The 16,423-nt window shown below is 68.9% G+C and carries 16 protein-coding genes; 6 read left to right on the top strand and 10 right to left on the bottom strand.

All coding sequences use genetic code 11. From position 1 onward, the window contains the following. Positions 1-20: 20 nt before the first annotated feature. From ACFVWG_RS37610 to ACFVWG_RS37595, 4 genes are all read left to right on the top strand, one after another. Positions 21-1,415, top strand: a complete 1,395-nt coding sequence (locus tag ACFVWG_RS37610) for a serine hydrolase domain-containing protein (RefSeq protein ID WP_391548275.1) — start codon at positions 21-23, stop codon at positions 1,413-1,415. Positions 1,416-1,543: 128 nt separating this feature from the next. Continuing rightward, positions 1,544-2,266 carry a hypothetical protein gene (locus tag ACFVWG_RS37605; RefSeq protein WP_391548274.1) on the top strand — a complete coding sequence of 241 codons (723 nt, stop codon included), beginning with the start codon at positions 1,544-1,546 and terminating at the stop codon, positions 2,264-2,266. Positions 2,267-2,280: 14 nt separating this feature from the next. Next, positions 2,281-3,471, top strand: coding sequence for a M20 family metallopeptidase (locus ACFVWG_RS37600; RefSeq protein WP_391548273.1), 1,191 nt, complete (start codon positions 2,281-2,283; stop codon positions 3,469-3,471). Continuing rightward, positions 3,464-4,927, top strand: a complete 1,464-nt coding sequence (locus ACFVWG_RS37595; protein WP_391548272.1) for a hypothetical protein — start codon at positions 3,464-3,466, stop codon at positions 4,925-4,927. Before ACFVWG_RS37600 ends, ACFVWG_RS37595 begins: the two co-directional genes overlap by 8 nt. Here the strand turns inward: ACFVWG_RS37595 and ACFVWG_RS37590 are convergent. Next, positions 4,917-5,627, bottom strand: a complete 711-nt coding sequence (locus ACFVWG_RS37590; RefSeq protein ID WP_391548271.1) for a TetR/AcrR family transcriptional regulator — start codon at positions 5,625-5,627, stop codon at positions 4,917-4,919. The genes ACFVWG_RS37595 and ACFVWG_RS37590 overlap by 11 nt on opposite strands. A 97-nt stretch (positions 5,628-5,724) precedes the next feature. Between ACFVWG_RS37590 and ACFVWG_RS37585 the strand changes: the two genes are divergently transcribed. Then, positions 5,725-7,164 carry an MFS transporter gene (locus tag ACFVWG_RS37585; protein WP_391548270.1) on the top strand — a complete coding sequence of 480 codons (1,440 nt, stop codon included), beginning with the start codon at positions 5,725-5,727 and terminating at the stop codon, positions 7,162-7,164. Here ACFVWG_RS37585 and ACFVWG_RS37580 read toward each other — a convergent pair. The 3 genes from ACFVWG_RS37580 to ACFVWG_RS37570 all read right to left on the bottom strand — a co-directional run bounded on the left by ACFVWG_RS37580 (position 7,151) and on the right by ACFVWG_RS37570 (position 9,091). Beyond that, the gene (locus ACFVWG_RS37580; RefSeq protein ID WP_391548269.1) at positions 7,151-7,450 is read right to left on the bottom strand and encodes a glycine betaine ABC transporter substrate-binding protein; all 300 of its coding nucleotides are present in this window, start codon (positions 7,448-7,450) and stop codon (positions 7,151-7,153) included. The genes ACFVWG_RS37585 and ACFVWG_RS37580 overlap by 14 nt on opposite strands. 82 nt (positions 7,451-7,532) lie before the next feature. After that, positions 7,533-7,889, bottom strand: coding sequence for an iron-sulfur cluster assembly accessory protein (locus ACFVWG_RS37575; RefSeq protein WP_132406182.1), 357 nt, complete (start codon positions 7,887-7,889; stop codon positions 7,533-7,535). A 107-nt stretch (positions 7,890-7,996) separates the two neighbouring features. Continuing rightward, positions 7,997-9,091, bottom strand: coding sequence for a glycerate kinase (locus ACFVWG_RS37570; RefSeq protein WP_391548268.1), 1,095 nt, complete (start codon positions 9,089-9,091; stop codon positions 7,997-7,999). Between the two features lie 1,046 nt (positions 9,092-10,137). Between ACFVWG_RS37570 and nfi the strand changes: the two genes are divergently transcribed. Continuing rightward, entirely contained in the window at positions 10,138-10,779 is a 642-nt protein-coding gene (gene nfi / locus ACFVWG_RS37565) for a deoxyribonuclease V (RefSeq protein ID WP_391548267.1), read from the top strand. Here the strand turns inward: nfi and nadA are convergent. The 6 genes from nadA to ACFVWG_RS37535 form a co-directional block, all read right to left on the bottom strand. Then, a complete protein-coding gene (nadA, locus tag ACFVWG_RS37560) occupies positions 10,776-11,966 on the bottom strand; it encodes a quinolinate synthase NadA (protein WP_391548266.1) in 1,191 nt (396 codons plus the stop codon). The two genes, nfi and nadA, sit on opposite strands and share 4 nt — an antisense overlap. 368 nt (positions 11,967-12,334) lie before the next feature. Beyond that, a complete protein-coding gene (locus ACFVWG_RS37555) occupies positions 12,335-13,522 on the bottom strand; it encodes a glycosyltransferase (RefSeq protein ID WP_391548265.1) in 1,188 nt (395 codons plus the stop codon). Further along, positions 13,522-13,938: an adenylyltransferase/cytidyltransferase family protein gene (locus ACFVWG_RS37550; RefSeq protein ID WP_391548264.1), complete on the bottom strand. Its 417-nt coding sequence runs from the start codon at positions 13,936-13,938 to the stop codon at positions 13,522-13,524. The genes ACFVWG_RS37555 and ACFVWG_RS37550 overlap by 1 nt, the downstream gene beginning before the upstream one ends. After that, positions 13,938-14,672 (bottom strand): CDP-alcohol phosphatidyltransferase family protein, encoded by a 735-nt coding sequence (locus tag ACFVWG_RS37545; RefSeq protein WP_391548263.1) that lies wholly within the window; start codon positions 14,670-14,672, stop codon positions 13,938-13,940. The genes ACFVWG_RS37550 and ACFVWG_RS37545 overlap by 1 nt, the downstream gene beginning before the upstream one ends. Then, a complete protein-coding gene (locus ACFVWG_RS37540) occupies positions 14,669-15,079 on the bottom strand; it encodes an adenylyltransferase/cytidyltransferase family protein (protein WP_391548262.1) in 411 nt (136 codons plus the stop codon). The genes ACFVWG_RS37545 and ACFVWG_RS37540 overlap by 4 nt, the downstream gene beginning before the upstream one ends. A gap of 82 nt (positions 15,080-15,161) precedes the next feature. Then, positions 15,162-16,364: a glycosyltransferase family 4 protein gene (locus tag ACFVWG_RS37535; RefSeq protein ID WP_391548308.1), complete on the bottom strand. Its 1,203-nt coding sequence runs from the start codon at positions 16,362-16,364 to the stop codon at positions 15,162-15,164. Positions 16,365-16,423: the final 59 nt, after the last annotated feature.

The raw sequence follows: 16,423 nt of genomic DNA, 5'->3' as shown, positions 1-16,423 counted from the left end.
GGGGAGATAGCGTGCGTGGGGTGAGCCTTCCACGGAGTGCAGCTGAGGACCAGGGACTGTCCGGCGCGGCGATCGACGCGTTCGTCGCGGCATTGGACGCGTCCGATCAGGAGTTTCATACGGTGACGCTGGTGCGGCACGGTCAGATCGTGCTGGAGGCGGAGTGGACGCCGTACCGGCTGACCGACCGGCACCTGCTGTATTCGGTCTCGAAGAGTTTCACCTCGACCGCGATCGGGCTGGCCGTCGACGCCGGGCTGTTCTCGATCGACGACAAGGTGGTGTCGTTCTTCGGGCCGGAGGACCTGCCGGAGACGATCAGCGACAACCTCGCCGCGATGTCGATCCGGCACCTGCTGACGATGAGCACCGGGCATGCCGAGGACACCGTGCAGAAGCTGCAGCGCGGTGAGCGGATGGTGCAGGCGTTCCTCAGCCTGGACGTCGAGCACGAGCCCGGTGCGCCGTTCGTCTACAACAGCGGCGCGACGTACATGCTGTCCGCGATCCTGCAGAAGGTCAGCGGCGAGACCCTGTTGCAGTATCTGCAGTCCCGCCTGTTCGAGCCGCTCGGGATCACCGAGGCGACGTGGGGATCCTCGAAGGAGGGCATCACGTTCGGCGGCTGGGGGTTGAGCCTCAGCACCGAGTCAATGGCGAAGTTCGGCCAACTGCTCCTGCAACACGGCGTCTGGGAGGGCAAGCAACTGGTCCCGGCCGAGTGGGTCGAGGCTGCCACCTCCAAGCAGGTGTCCAATGCCCATGAGGGCAACCCGGACGCGCAACAGGGCTACGGCTTCCAGTTCTGGCGCGGCCGGCACAACACCTATCGGGCCGACGGCGCCTTCGGCCAGTTCATCATCGTCATCCCCGAGTACGACGCTGTCCTCGCCGTGACGAGTGCTTCCGCCGACATGCAGGCGGCGCAGGTCGTGTTCTGGGACCACCTGTTGCCGGCGCTCGAAGGCAAGGAGGTCCCGGTCGTGGCGCGGCCCGAGCGGCTGGAGCTACCAGCCCCGACCGGTCCCGCTCCGCAGGCCGGTGACGGGCAGACGTACACCTTCGGCGAGAACCCAGGATTCCTCCAGGCCGTGCGCTGGGATGCCGACGGCAGCGCCTACTTCACCTTCTTCGAATTCGGGCAGGACAAGGCCGAGGACAACGGCTACGTCTTCGCGCCGGGCGGCTGGAACGAACAGCCCGGGCTGGCCTCGGACGTCGACGTCGACGGGACGCAGCACCGGGTGGTGACCACAGCCTTCGGCGACGGCGACTCGCTGGTGGCGACGATCCGCTGGCTCGCCGGGCCGCATGCCGCCGACTTCCGGTGCCGGATCGCCGATGGGCGGATGACCGTGCAAGGCCGGCTGAACGTATCGTTCGCGCCGACGGAGTTCACGATCGTCTCGGAGTGAACGGGCGCTGACCTGATCGGGCAGGGCGGTCCGGCCGAACATGCATGATCAGGTCGATCCGGGGCCGTGGATGTCTTTGGCTGCTTAGCGTTACCGGCAGCCAAAGTCTTCACACCCTAGGGGATCCCATGCGCTCGACCCTTTCGTTGCTCGCGGCAACTGGCCTGCTCGCGACCGGCCTGGCCGCCGCCGTACCGGCTCAGGCCGCCGCACCCGTTGCATCCGTCGCTCAGCAGCCTGCCGCCGAGTTGCCGACCTGCTACCCGGGTCTGCCGGAGCGGCTCGTCATGAACAACCGTCAGACCCACTACACGATCGGCTACGGCAAGGGCTGCCCGGCGACGCTGTACCGGGCCGACTGGCACGGCCGGCAGAAGGGCGACCCGGTCTCCATCGACATCGAGTTCCCGAACGGCAACCCGGGCGCCGAGGTCACGCTGTACTCGGAGATCTCGCCGGTCGGCGTGGTCACCTTCACCGGGGACACCGACGACGGCTCGGGCGAGGACAAGGACGGAAACACGGTCGCGAAGCTGGCGACGTTCAACCGGATGAACAAGTACGTCTCGGCCGTCGACCTGACCGTCAGCAAGTCGCGCGGCACCTACACGCTGAGCACCGCGGCCGGCAACTACCGCCCGGCGATCAACAAGTTCGTCCCGTGGGGCGGCAAGCAGATCGTCCTGCAGTACAAGCAGGCCGGCACCAGCACGTGGAAGCAGCTCACCAAGGTGACCGCCGGTTCCAACGGCAAGGCCGGCTACAAGTGGATCTCGGCTGCCACCTTCAGCTTCCGCGCCTACATCGCCGGGAACAGCGTCGTCTGGGACGACTACTCCCCCGTGCGCTGAAATAGTGTGGCGGGATGACGACCGCCGAAGAACAACGTCTGCTCGCCCGGATCGACGAGGACCTGCTGCTCAGGGTCTGTACGGCGTTGGTCCGGGCGACCGGCCAGAACCCGCCCGGCGAGGAGGCCGCGACCGTCGCCGTCCTCGCTGCGGTCGGCCACGAACTCGGTCTCACCGTGACCACCACGACGGTCGAGCCGGGGCGGGACAACATCAGCCTGACCGTCGGCAACGGCACCGGGCCGGGACTGCTTCTGCTCGGCCACACTGACGTCGTACCGGTGGGTGAGGGGTGGACAACCGACCCGTACGGCGCTGAGGTCCGCGACGGCCGGCTTTATGGACGAGGCGCCTCCGACATGAAGGGCGGGCTCGCTGCCGCGGTGGCGGCGCTCGCTGTGTTGCGGGACGTCGAGCTGAGCGGGCCGGTCGAGCTCGCGGCCGTCGTTGACGAAGAGGAGACCGGGAAGGGCATCCGCGCCTTCGTGAACGAGAGCCCCCGCTCCTATGTGGGATGCATCACCGCTGAGCCCACTGATCTGCAGACGATCATCGCGGCGCGCGGCGACTCCTATCTGCGGGTCGCGGTGCACGGGCGCGCTGTCCATGCCGGCAACGCGCAGGACGGCGCCAACGCGATCTACGGCGCGACAGCGATCATCACCGAGATCGAGCGTCTGCACGCCGAACTGGCCGCGAACCCGCACCCGCTGATCGGCCCGGCCACGTGGAGTGTCGGGCAGATCAACGGCGGCACGGGTGGCTCGATCGTGCCGGCCGAATGCGTCGTGGTCGCCGACCGCCGCCTGCTGCCTGGCGAGTCCCCCGCTGCCGTTCTCGAGAACCTGCGTGACCGCGTCGCCGCCCTGCACCTCGAGAAGCGCGGCCTGACGGTCGACCTCGAGATGCCGATGGAGATGCCGCCGTTCGAGACTCCCGCCGATGCGGAGCTGGTCAGCATCACCGAGGCCGCGCGGCGCGAAGCCGGCGGTCCGGACGTTCCGCTGGGTGGTTGGGGCGCGGCCTGCGACGGCGGGTACGTCGATCGCGACCTCGGCATCCCGGTCGTCGTCCTCGGTCCGGGATCGGTCGCCCACCAGGCACACCGCGCCGACGAGTCTGTCCCGATCGCCGAGCTCGCGATCGCCGCCCGGGCTTATGCACTGGCCGCGGTCCGGCTGCTCGGAGGGGGCGCCGATGACTGACTGGGCGATCGGCCCGGAAGGCGTCAACCTCGGGAGCCTGCTTCGCGCGGGGTTCCCGGTTCAGCCGATGGTCGACGCCAAGGCCGCGGGCACGCTCTACCCGGTTCCGCCGCAACGGATGGACGGGTCGAGTCCGCGGATCTATCTCTGCTTGAGCCGCACTCAAGGCTTGACGCAACCGATCACCCCGATGGGGCTGGCCGCGTTCCGGCTGCTCGGTACGTCGGCCGCCGAGCTGCTCGGGAGCCCGGTGGACGATCCGCACGACGGCCCACCGGCGTACACCGAGGCCGCGCAGCGACCCTTCGTCGACCTCACCCCGGCGATCCGCAGCACCACCGGGCGCGCGATCGTGCCCCGGGTGTTCGACGTGATGGACGCCCAGTCGGCCGTCGTACTGCGACAGGTCGCCGAGGACCCACACTTCGCCGTACTGACCTCGTCGCGTCGCGATGTCGGCGGCCGGGTCGCCCGCGTCCTGCTCCGCAGCGGAGCGCCCATCCGTCTGCTGGCCGCGATCGTGTCGCCGGCCATCGCGCATTTCCAGGTACGCCGGACCTCCCGGCGACTGGACATGTTGCTGGCAGCGGCATCGCGGTCGGCGACCGCCCGGCTGGATTTCGTCGAACACCTGCTGCGCACCAAAGCCCTCCCGTTGCTGCCGCGTCTGCTTCCCGCCCCTGCGGCCGGTTTCCTGATGCTCGCCGTCGCGCGGAAGGTGCTCGGCAAGACCGCCCAACCAGGTGAGCTGCAGACCGTTCTGCGCGGGCTCCCGCACAACGTGACCACCGAGATGGACCTCGCTCTGTGGTCCCTCGCGCAACGGATCCGCGCCGACGAAGCGTCGGTCGAAGCGTTCGAGGAACCGGCCGAGATCGTTGCCGAGCGCTACCGATCAGGCGCCCTCCCCCGGGTCGCGCAGAACGGACTCTCGGACTTCCTCGGCGAGCACGGGCATCGCGCGGTGGCCGAGATCGACCTCGGCCTACCGCGCTGGTCGGAGGATCCGACGCATCTCGTCGGCGTCCTGACCAACTACCTCAGGCAGTCCGATCCGGCGCTCGCACCCGAGCTCCAGCACAAGGCCGGTACGGCGGCGGCCGAGGCCAAGATCGCCGAGCTGGTACGGCGGGTCAGTCCGTTGCGCGCGCGAATCGTCCGCTTCGCCCTGCGCCGTACCCGCGAACTCGCCGGCCTGCGCGAGCTGCCGAAGCACCTGCTGGTGCGCACCCTCGCCGCGGCCCGCCGCGAGCTCCGCCAGGTCGGCGCCGAACTGGTCGCCGCCGGCCGCCTCGACTCCCCCACCGACGTGTTCTTCCTCGACCTGCGCGACCTCCGCTCGCCGGCCGACCTCCGTGCGATCGTCGCCACCCATCGCGCGGCCTACGACCAGGAGGTACGGCGGCCCCGGGTGCCGCGGTTGATCCAGTCGGACGGCGTCGAGCTCAGTCCTTGACGGCCAGGGCAGCCAGACCTGCGGTAATCACCGAGATGCCGAACTCGAACCGCTCGTCGCCGCCGGCGCCCGAGGTGAGGGCGGCGGCCAGGGCGACGGTGACCGGGAAGCGGTCGGCCGGGAGGCCCGCGAAGTAGGCCCGCATCTCGCCGACGAAGTGGGTGATGTCCTCAGGCGTCCAGGAGGCCGCGTTCTGCACGGTCTCTTCGAAGGACACGGCGGTGACGTAGAGCGGGATCAGGTCGGCCGCCCACCCCGCGGCCTGGTCAGGCAGGTTGCCCGCCTTGAGGATCGCGAGCAGCGTCTCGGTGCTGAGGAGCGCCTGCTCGCCGAGCGGGACCTGCCCGATCGCCGCCCGGGCCACGCCCGGGTTCGCCCGCATCACACGCAGCATCTCGCGCATGTAGTCCTTCACCTGCTCCTGCCAGCGGTCCGGATCGGCGGTATCGCCGAGCTTCATCTGGGCCGCCGCGCGGTCGACCAGCAGCTGATCCAGCTCACCCTTGTTCGCGACGTGCGCGTAGAGCGACGCCGGTCCGGTGCCGAGCTCCTGGGCGATCTTGCGCATCGACACCGCGTCGTACCCGTGCTCGACGATCAGCCGCATCGCGGCGTCCACGATGCGCTCGCGGGTCAGCGGCTCCTTGGCCGGACGCGGAGGCTTGGGCGGACTGATCGGCTGCCACGGAGATTGGCTCATGCGAACACTGTACTTGACACGAACGGCGTTCGCACGTAGAACAGTGTTCGTACACGAACACCGTTCGAACCTTTGAGCCCGAACCCTGGAGCCATCGATGAGCACCTCAACCCTCGCCCCGGAGCCCGGGGCGACCACCACCACGGCGTACCGGTGGCGCTGGATCGTCCTCGCGACGGTTCTCGTCGCCGAGATCATGGATCTGGTCGACGCCACCATCGTCAACATCGCCGCGCCCTCGATCCGCGCCGAGCTCGGCGGGTCCGAGTCCGCGATGCAGTGGATGCTGGCCGGCTACACGCTCGCCTTCGCGATCGGCCTGATCACCTTCGGCCGCCTCGGCGACCTGGTCGGCCGCCGCTGGCTCTTCCTGATCGGCGCCGCCGGCTTCACCCTCGCCTCCGCTCTCTGCGGGCTGGCCACCTCCCCCGAACTGCTGATCGGCAGCCGGGTCGCGCAGGGCCTGCTCGGCGCGGTGATGATCCCGCAGGGCTTCGCGATCCTGAAGTCCGTCTTCCCGCCGCACGAGATCGGCAAGGCCTTCTCGCTGTTCGGCCCGGTGATGGGCCTGTCCGCGGTCGCCGGCCCGATCCTCGCCGGCGTCCTGATCAACGCCGACTGGTTCGGTCAGGGTTGGCGATGGATCTTCTTCATCAACGTCCCGATCGGTCTGCTCGCGGTCTTCGGCGCGCTGCGGTTCATGCCCGAACTGAAGACCGCCGGTGCGCGGCGACTCGACGCGGCCGCCGTCTTCCTGGTCAGCCTCGCCTCCGGACTGCTGATCTACCCGCTGGTCCAGGGCCGCGAACTCGACTGGCCGGCCTGGTCGATCGCGATGATGATCGCGTCGATCCCGGTCTTCGTGCTCTTCCTGTGGCGGGAGCGCCGGTCGGGCAACCCGGTCATCGACCCCTCACTGCTCCGGAACCGCGGGTACGTCGCGGGCCTCGCCGTCATCACCACGTTCTTCCTCGCGATGTCCGGGTTCACGCTCGTGCTCAACCTGTTCACCCAGCTCGGACTGCACTACAGCCCGCTCAAGGCCGGCCTCTCGATGGTGCCGTTCTCGCTCGGAATCGCGATCGGTGCGCCGCTGTCCGGTGGCCTGCTCGCACCGAAACTCGGTCGTACGGCGCTCCAGCTCGGCGTCGCCGTGATGACCCTGGCGATGGGCGGCATCTGGCTGACCCTGCACCACTACGGCGAAGCCACCACGGTCTGGAACCTGGTTCCCGCGATGCTTGCCTGCGGCATCGGTTCCGGGATGGTGTTCGCGCCGCTGTTCGACATCATCCTGGCCTCGATCGACGACGAGGCCGCGGGCTCGGCCTCCGGCGTACTGACCGCAATGCAGCAGTACGGCGGCGCGATCGGCGTCGCCGTCCTGGGCACGGTGTTCTTCCAGCTACTGCCCGGGCACGCGTTCCTCGGCGCCACCAAGACGACCGTGCTGGTCGCGATCGGACTGTTCATCGTCAGCCTGGCCGTCACCTGGCTGCTCCCCAAGCGCGCTCGGGAGAACGCTAGTCACGGCTGATGAATCCTGCTTTCACCAGCCAGTCCATGGCGACGTCGGCGGGCTCGCGTCCGTCGACGTCGACCTGGGCGTTCAGCTCGCTCAGCACGTCGTCGGTCAGCTTGTCCGAGACCGGCTCGAACAGCTTCGGCAGCCGCGGGTACTGGTCCAGCACCTTCTTGCTGACCACCGGCGCCACGTTGTACGCCGGGAAGTACTTCTTGTCGTCTTCCAGTACGACGAGGTCCAGCGACTTGATCCGGCCTCGGTGGTGAAGATCTCGCCGAACAGGCAGTGTTGGCTTCACACAGTGTCAGTGTTTGCCGGGCATGCCGAAGCCCCCGTTCACCGAGGTGAACGGGGGCTTGAACAGCTACTTCACAGGTGACTCAGTTGAACGAGTCGCCGCACGCGCAGGAGCCGGTCGCGTTCGGGTTGTCGATCGTGAAGCCCTGCTTCTCGATCGTGTCCACGAAGTCGATCGACGCACCCTTGAGGTACGGCGCGCTCATCCGGTCCGTGACGACGCTCACACCGTCGAAGTCGGCGACCACGTCACCGTCGAGGTTGCGCTCGTCGAAGAACAGCTGGTACCGGAGCCCGGAGCAGCCACCCGGCTGTACGGCGACCCGGAGCGCGAGGTCGTCGCGGCCTTCCTGGTCGAGCAGCGCCTTCACCTTGGCTGCGGCCCCGTCGGTGAGGAGCACACCACTGGCGACGGTCTGCTCGGTCTGCGCTTCAGTCATTCCTGACTCCAGTCATCTCGCAAAAATCCTGTCAACACCGGTCAACCTCACCCGGTCCGCGAACATTCCCATGGTCGCACAACTCTTTTGAGGATCAAGAATCTTGCTTAGCGTGCCCACGTCTTGGCCACTCGCTCGGCCACTGTTGCCAGCGATCCGTGCGGATCCGCGAACGCCTGCTCCTCGCCGACAGCATCGACCAGCGAGTACGCCGATTCGACCCCCATCGTGCGCATCTCCCGCGCTCCGATCTGCACCTTGCCGGCCAGGACGACGCACGGCCGCATCGCGTCGTTCGCGACCTTGGCCACGCCCGCGATCACCTTGCCGTCGCGGGACTGGAAGTCGAACGCACCCTCACCGCTGATCACCAGGTCCACCCGGGCGGCCTTCTCCTTCAGCCCGGTCAGCTCCGCCACCAGGTCGATCCCGGACACCCGCTCGGCCCCGAGCAGCAACAGCGCGTATCCGAGCCCACCCGCCGCGCCCGCGCCCTTCTGGTCGGCGGTCTTCCGCCCGGCCAGCTCCGCGAACTTCGTCAGGTACCCGTCCACCGCCGGCTTGCGGTCGTCGGTAATGCCCTTCTGGCTGCCGAAAATGTTCGTCGCGCCGCGCAGCCCCAGCATCGGGTTCTCCACGTCACTGGCCGCCACGAACTCGATCCCGGCCATCCGACTCAGCGCGGGCTCCAGGTCCACCGCCGTCAGCTCGGCCAGCCCAGCAGCTCCAGCCGCCAGGTCACCATCGACCGCCGTCGCCCCCAGCGCAGCCAGCAGTCCCGCGCCGGCGTCGTTCGTGCCGGATCCGCCCAGCCCCAGAATGACCCGCTTCGCCCCCGCATCCACGGCCGCCGCGATGAGCTGCCCCACCCCGTACGTCGTACCGTCCTCAGGCCGGCGCTCTCCCGGCTCCACCAGGTGCAGCCCACACGCCTGCGCGGTCTCGATGTACGCCGTCTCCCCCGCCACCAGCACAGCCGCCGGAGTCTCCGCCCCCAGCGGCCCCCGCACCGTCACTGCCAGCAGCTTCCCGTCCACCACCGCGGACAGCACATCAATGAACCCCGGGCCGCCATCGGCCATCGGCGCCACCAGCACCTCAGCCCCCGGATCCCGCCGCCGCCACCCCTCCTCGATGGCCGCAGCCGCCTCCACCGCAGTCAACGTCCCAGCAAACTTGTCCGGCGCAATCAGCACTCGCATGCCGACATCCTCCCCCACCCCCACCGGAAAGCGCTCCCCACCACCCATCCCCCGGACACCCACCCCGCCGCGCCGCGCCCCGCCCCCATTTGATGGGTCCACCCACGAGCTTGCGGGTTCCCCCACCGCATGCAGTGGGTCCACCCACAACCCGATGGGTCCACCCCAAGGCCGGCTAGTTAGCGGGTCGGCGGCGGTGTGAAGCAGTCCGCCCCGCGTTGACGTCCGAAAGAACTGCGGGGGTGGTCTGCGGATCTTCGGACGTTGGGTGTGGTGAGCGCGGTTGGGTTGGGTGTGCGGAGTGCTGCTTTGGCTGGTGGCTGTCGCGCTGTGGCTCCCCGAACCGGTTTGGGGAGGGTTTGCCCGGCCTGGAACGGGATCTGGGGAGGATTTGCCTCCCGAATCGGTCCCATATCCTCCCCACACCGGCTGGACGCCGACCCGAGTCCTCCCCGGAGCCGGCGCCGGTTACGTCCGAAGACACGCCGTACCAGGCCTGCGGGTCCTTCGGACGTCAGCTCGGCGGCAGGCCGGTTGACACCATTCCTGACCCACTAACTAACCGGCTTTGGGGTCCACCCACCAAATGGCAGGACCTCACCCACCCAGCACGCCCGACTGCAGGTACTCCGCTCCGGGGCGGACAGCACGCCGTACGGAGAACCGCCGAGCGCGCCGAGAGCGCACCACCTGCAGTCCTTCGTGCAGCCACCCCCCAACACGTGAACCCGCCGCGGCCAGCACGAACGACTGCAGGTAGTCCCCACGCCCGACACATCCCGCGCTGCACCACCCGCCGCCGAGCGCGCCGAGAGCCCACCACCTGCAGTCCTTCGTGCTGCCCACCCCCAACACGTGAACCCGCCGCGGCCAGCACGAACGACTGCAGGTACTCCCGACGCCGGCGCACACCACGCCACAGCGGCCGGCGAAGAGCAGACCGGATGCGCACCACGTGCAGTCCTTCGTGCTCCCCGGACCACCCCGGAGGTTCGGGCAGAACGTCAGCTGACGTGTCCGGGGTCGCTGCATTTAGAGTCGGCCCGGTGAATTGGCCGACCACCGCCGCCGAGGCGATCGCCGTACAGGAGGAGCTTCGTGGGCAGGTCGACCTCACCGACCATGGCGGGCGTCCGCGGTACGCCGCTGGGTTGGACGTCCAGTACGACGGGGATCGGCTGGCCGCGGCGGTCGTCGTACTGGACTGGGACACGCTGGCCGAGGCGGACCGGGCTGTGATGCCTGGTGTCACGAGCTTCCCGTATGTGCCTGGGCTGTTCGCGTTCCGGGAGGTACCTGCGCTGCTGCATGCACTCGAGCAGTTGACGGTCAGACCGGACCTGCTGGTGTGTGACGGGCAGGGGGTCGCTCACCCGCGCCGGTTCGGGCTCGCCTCGCATCTGGGCGTGCTCACGGGCATCCCGTCCATCGGCGTAGCCAAGACGGCGTTCGTCGGTACGCACGCCGTACCGGACTCACCGCGCGGTTCGACTGCTGACCTCGTACTCGACGACGAGGTGGTGGGCGCCGTCGTACGGACACAGGACGGTGTGAAGCCGCTCTACGTGTCAGTTGGGCACCGGGTCAGCCTGCGGACAGCGATCGACCACACCCTGCACCTGAGCCCCCGCTACCGCCTGCCGGAGACGACGCGCGCCGCCGACAGGCTGTGTCGGGACGCGCTCTAGTCGCGGGCGGTCTTGCCCGGGAGGGCGAGCATGCGGTCGAGGGCGATCTTGGCGTAGCGCTCGGTGTCGGCGTCGACCTTGATCGGGTTGACCACGTGGCCGGCGACCAGGTTCTCCAGCGCCCAGACGAAGTGCGGGAGGTCGATCCGGTTCATCGTGGCGCAGTAGCAGACCGTCTTGTCGAGGAACACGATGTTCTTGTCGGTGTGCTGCTTGGCCATCCGGGACACCAGGTTGAGCTCGGTCCCGACGGCCCACGACGTACCGGGCTCGGCTTCGTCCAGCACGTTGATGATGTACTCCGTCGACCCGACCAGATCGGCCTTCGTGACGACCTCGTGCCGGCACTCCGGGTGCACGATCACGTTGACCCCGGGGACCCGCGAGCGGACGTCGTCGACCGACTCCGGCGTGAAGCGGCCGTGCACCGAGCAGTGCCCGCGCCACAGGATCATCTTGGCCGCGGCCAGCTGCTCACGGGTCAGCCCACCACCCGGCTTGTGCGGGTCGTAGACGACGCACTCGTCGAGCGAGATGCCCATCTTCAGTACGGCGGTGTTCCGCCCGAGGTGCTGGTCCGGCAGGAACAGCACCTTCTCACCCTGGGCGAAGGCCCAGTCGAGCGCCACGTCCGCGTTGCTCGACGTACAGACCGCGCCACCGTTGCGGCCGCAGAATGCCTTGATGTCGGCGCTGGAGTTCATGTAGGTGACCGGCACGGTCACGTCGGCCACACCGGCGTCGGCGAGGGCGTCCCAGGCCGCCTCGACCTGCTGGATCCGGGCCATGTCGGCCATCGAGCATCCGGCGGCCAGGTCCGGCAGGATCACCGTCTGGTTGTCGTTGGTCAGGATGTCCGCGGACTCGGCCATGAAGTGCACACCACAGAACACGATGTACGGCGCGTCCGGCCGGTTCGCCGCATCCCGCGCGAGCTTGAACGAGTCACCGGTGACGTCCGCGAACTGAATCACCTCGTCGCGCTGGTAGTGGTGACCCAGCACGAACACCTGGTCACCCAGTGCAGCCTTCGCCTTCAGCGCGCGCTCGACCAGGTCCGGATCGGATGCCGGCGGCAACGCACCGGGGCATTCGACACCTCGCTCGGAGTGCGGATCGGTGCTCTGACCCAGGAACAACAGCGGCAGGGACTTCGGCCCGTCGGCGATCGTCGTCACGTCAATCATCGTGCCACGTCCGCACCCCCCACCCGCACGTGCCACGTCACTGCCCACCTCCCGGACACCACCGGTTACGCGTGGACGACGTCTTTGTGCCGATGGGTGAGCGAGGTCGCGGACCGCCACCACCGTCTAACTCTGCGCGGCTCGCCTGGTTCACGCTCAGCGCGCCCTGCGCGGACGGCCCGGGAGCGGGTTAGACGGTGGCGCAGGTCCGCCCCGACCACTCGCACCGCACCCGCGCTCGCACCGCACCCGCGCTCGCACCGCACTCGCACCGCACCCGCACCCGCCGAACATCGCCTGTGGACAACGCAAGCCGGGGATCAGCCCGCGCGGATAGACTTAAGCAGGAAGAACAGGGGCGCGGGCAATCACCGCCGAACGTGTGCTCCGGCGTACCAGTCAGCCAGCAGGTCCGGCAGCCGGTCGGGACCCCAACGGTCGACCGGGGTGATGCGGCCTTGGAGCGAGGCGAGTGCCTTGGCGAGCTCGCCCACGACATCGCCGCTCCACGGTACGGCGACGCCCTCGCCGGGGCCGACGATCACGGACGGGCCGCCGCGGTCCAGGCACACGACCGGGCAGCCGGAGGCCAGGGCTTCGGTGACGGCCCAGCCGGCGGCTTCGCGCAGCGCCGGTGCCAGGACGGCGTCGGCGCGGAACATCGCCGCCAGGACCGCCTCGCGCGGCAGCTGGCCGGTGAACTCGACCCGGTTGCGGACGCCCAGTTGAAGCGCCAGCCGCTCAGCGCGTTCCCAGTCGGGGCCGTCGCCGATGATGCGGAGCTCCCAGTTGGCGGCTTCGGGGCGGGCCAGCGCGCTGATCGCGAGCAGGACGCCCTTCCACGGAATCAGCCGGCCGACGAACAGCGCCGTCTTGGTGCCGGGCGACCCGAACGGCTCGTACGGGCCGGAGGCGGTGAAGCGGCGGATCGCGACGTTCGGCTGGACGACGATCTCGTGCGCGTACGGGCGGAAGGCCTCGGCGACATCGTTGTTCTGGGCAACCATCAGGTCGGCGGTCCGGGCCGCCTTGCGACCGGTCAGGCGGCGGCGGACGCCGGTGTAGGCGCGGCGGACCAACTCACCGGCCACGCCGCGCGGGCCGAGCCAGTGCGCCATCGACAGCGGAGCGGTCGTCGATCCGCCGACCGGTCCCCAGATCACCTTGGCCGACGAGGGCTGGACCACCCCGGCCGCCATCCAGTCGACGGCGAATGTGAGGTGGTGGATGACGTCGAAGGAGTGTTCGGCGTGCATCCGGTGCGCGGTCCGCGCGGCCAGCCGCTGCCACAGCGGGTAGTACCAGTACACGTCCGCGGGCCGCCGGCGCAGCTTCAGCACCCACTTCGGCAGCTCCAGCGGTACGACGGTCAGTCCGGGGACCGGCCGGGCCGCGAGCTCCTCGGCGATCTCGTGCGCGAACTTCCCGCGGGTCAGCAGCCAGACGTCGTGATCGCGGGCGGCGGCCTTGCTCCAGGCCCAGCCGGCGCCGGGCTCCGACCCGCCCTGCGGCCGGCAGGCGTAGGCGCTGATCAGGACCTTGGGCCGGCTCGGCATCAGTTCAATCCCTCCAGCAGGCGGCGCAGATCAGTACTCGAGGTGGAGGCCGTGTAGGGGAAGTAGTGCACCTGCGCCCCGACCTCGCCGAGCAGTCGCTCGAGCCGGGTCCCCTTCTCCGTCCCCTTCCAGTCGTCGCCCTTGAAGAGGACGTCGTACCGGAGCTGTTTCCACATCTCGAACTTGTCGCTGGACCAGTCGCTGACCACCTCGTCGACCAGACCGAGGGCCCGGACGACCTCCATCCGCTCGTCGTGCGGAACCACCGGCGGCCGGCCCTTGATCCGGGTCACCACGTCGTCCTCGACGACGCCGGCGATCAGGTGGTCGCAGTGCTCGCGGGCCCGGCGCAGGATGTTCAGGTGCCCGATGTGGAACATGTCGTAGACACCCGGCGCGTAGCCGACGACACCCATCAGCCGCGCACCGGCTGCAGTGCGGCCATCTCTCGGTACCACTTGACGACGGCCGCGCCCAGGAACAACAGGTTGATCGCGAGCAGAGCGCCGTACAGGACGACGAACAGCGACGGGTTGCCGAAGGCAAGGAAGACCAGGCACAGGACGCCGTAGTCGGTCGGTGCGATCAGCAACGACTTCAGCACCGAATCGCCGCGCTGGTTGGGCTTCTGGACATCGCCGTGCCGGTGCCGCAGCTGGTCGATCAGGATCAGCCCGAAGAACAGCACCGACGACAGACACACATAGGCGAGCGGGACGAGCAGGAGCAACTCGTTGCTGAAGGCATCGAAGCGGAAGAACGAGATCAGTACGGCGCTGTGCAGCAGCACGATCTTGACCGAGTCGATCATGTGGTCCAGCCACTCGCCGAGCGGCGAACCGCCACCGCGCAGCCGCGCCAGCTGCCCGTCGGCCGAGTCGAGCCCGTACCCGAGAACGAGCAGCGCGGTCACCGCGAGCGCCAGCCCGAACGACGGCCGCACGGTCGCGATCAGCGCGATCCCGGCCAGCGAGCACAGGCCGCTGGTGATGCTGACCTGGTTCGGGGTCCGGCCGGCCAGGAACGCGGTCGCGGCGAAGACCCGCCCGATCCGCCGGTTCACGAACCGTGAGTACGCCGGGGTGCCGGCCGACGGCTTCTGCGCCCGGGAGAGCCGGGCGACGACCTCGCCCAGTGAGCCGGCGGTCATGCCACCGAGCTGCGGGACTGCCGCTGGTCGATCGCCGCGCGCAGAATCGTGCTGCGCGACAGGCGGGCATCGGGGAGGACCTGAAGGAATCCAGCCGGTACGTCGGTCAGGTCGTCCGCACCGAGGATGCCGTCGAGGTCGGCGGCGAACACGAGCCTGCCGGTCAGCACCTCGGCGTCGACGTCGTCGATGACGACCACTTCGTCGACCGCGCGCAGGTGCTCGAGGATCTGCACCCGCTCGACCAGCGGCACGAACGGCCGCGCGCCCCAGGCGTCCATCGCCCACTCGTCGGTCAGCACGCCGACCACGAGCCGGTCGCAGGCCGTGCGGGCCCGCTCGAGCACGTCCAGGTGCCCGACATGAAAGAGGTCGAAGACCCCGGCGAGAAATCCATCCTGCGGCAAAACGTGTTCCCCCTGCGGCTCCCCCACGGAGCGTTCTGTTGCGCGGGCAGGCCGTTGAGGAACCTGACCGTCAGCGGTGACCCTATACCCCTGCGTCACGACGTGCCCAGCGTCCTCTCCGGGTGCGGCCGTGCTCGGCGATCGCATCCGTGTAGATCCTCTCCGTGGCCGCGAGGTCGCGCTCCGGGGTGAAACGGTCGAGGTAGACCTGTCGGGCTCGCTGGCCGAAGGCTACCGAAGTGGCCGGATCCGTCACCAGCCCGATCGCCTTCCGGAGGCCCTCGGGATCGCCGGGTTCGGCCAGCGCACCGGTCTCCCCGTCGTCCACCAGCTCCGCCAGCGCGCCGAGCCGGGTCGCGACCACCGGAACGCCGTGTGCGAAAGCCTCCACCACCACGAGTCCGAAGGTCTCATACGAACGCGCCGGTACGACGACGGCGCGCGCGGTGCGAAGAACTTCCATACAGGCCGCCCACGACTGTTGCCCAAGTACCTGAATCGACAGGTCTTCCCGGGCCCGCTGCTCGGCCTCGGTCCGCAGTGGTCCGTCGCCGATCACGATCAGCCGGCCGAGCGAGGAATCCCAGGCCCGCAACAGATCCGCGAACCCCTTGTCCTCGACCAGTCGCCCGAGGAACACGACCGCATCCCCTGGACCAGTCCGGATCTGGCCGTCATGCGGGACCGCGTGAGGCTTCACGGTGATGCGGTCCGCGTCGAAGCCATGAGCGACGTACCGCTCCTTCACGAACTCCGACGGCGCGATCAGCGTGGTGACGTAGCGCTGCCAGGTGTGCAAGGTGTTGTGCAGGCCGATGCTCGTCGCCAGCGGCAACGTCTGCACGCGCGACTCGCGGTAGCAGCCGTGCCGCACGCCGGCCAGCGGAAGCTTGCCGACACAGGAGTCACACGGCCCGCCATCACGCTGCAGTACGGCGTTCGCGCACATCAGCCGGAAGTTGTGCAGCGTCGCCACCACTGGCAGGTCCAGCCGGTACGCCGCGCGCAGGACCGAGGGGCTGAAGAGTGGGAACGTGTTGTGCACGTGCACCACATCGGGCCGGTTTCCTTGCAATAGCTGCGTTAAATCGTGTTCGGCCGAAAATGACCATACGGAGCGGAACGGTAACAATGCGCGATCTTTTCGCCCCATCTCGGCGATATCGTCGCTGTTCCGGGCGTACAGGTCGACCTCATGTCCTGACCTACCCAGCAAATCAACCGTTTGTGCGACAACGGTGTTCTCGCCACTGGGTTGACCACTCCGGTAACGGTTGTGCAACATGGCGACCCGCATGGCACTACCTTAAGTCTCGCGGTGGCTACGCCTGGTGTCCCAGGCCG

The sequence above is a fragment of the Kribbella sp. NPDC058245 genome, from assembly GCF_042882005.1.
Taxonomy (GTDB): Bacteria; Actinomycetota; Actinomycetes; order Propionibacteriales; family Kribbellaceae; genus Kribbella.
The sequence above is the reverse complement of the archived record's forward strand: the minus strand, read 5'-3'. Positions and strand labels throughout refer to the sequence as shown.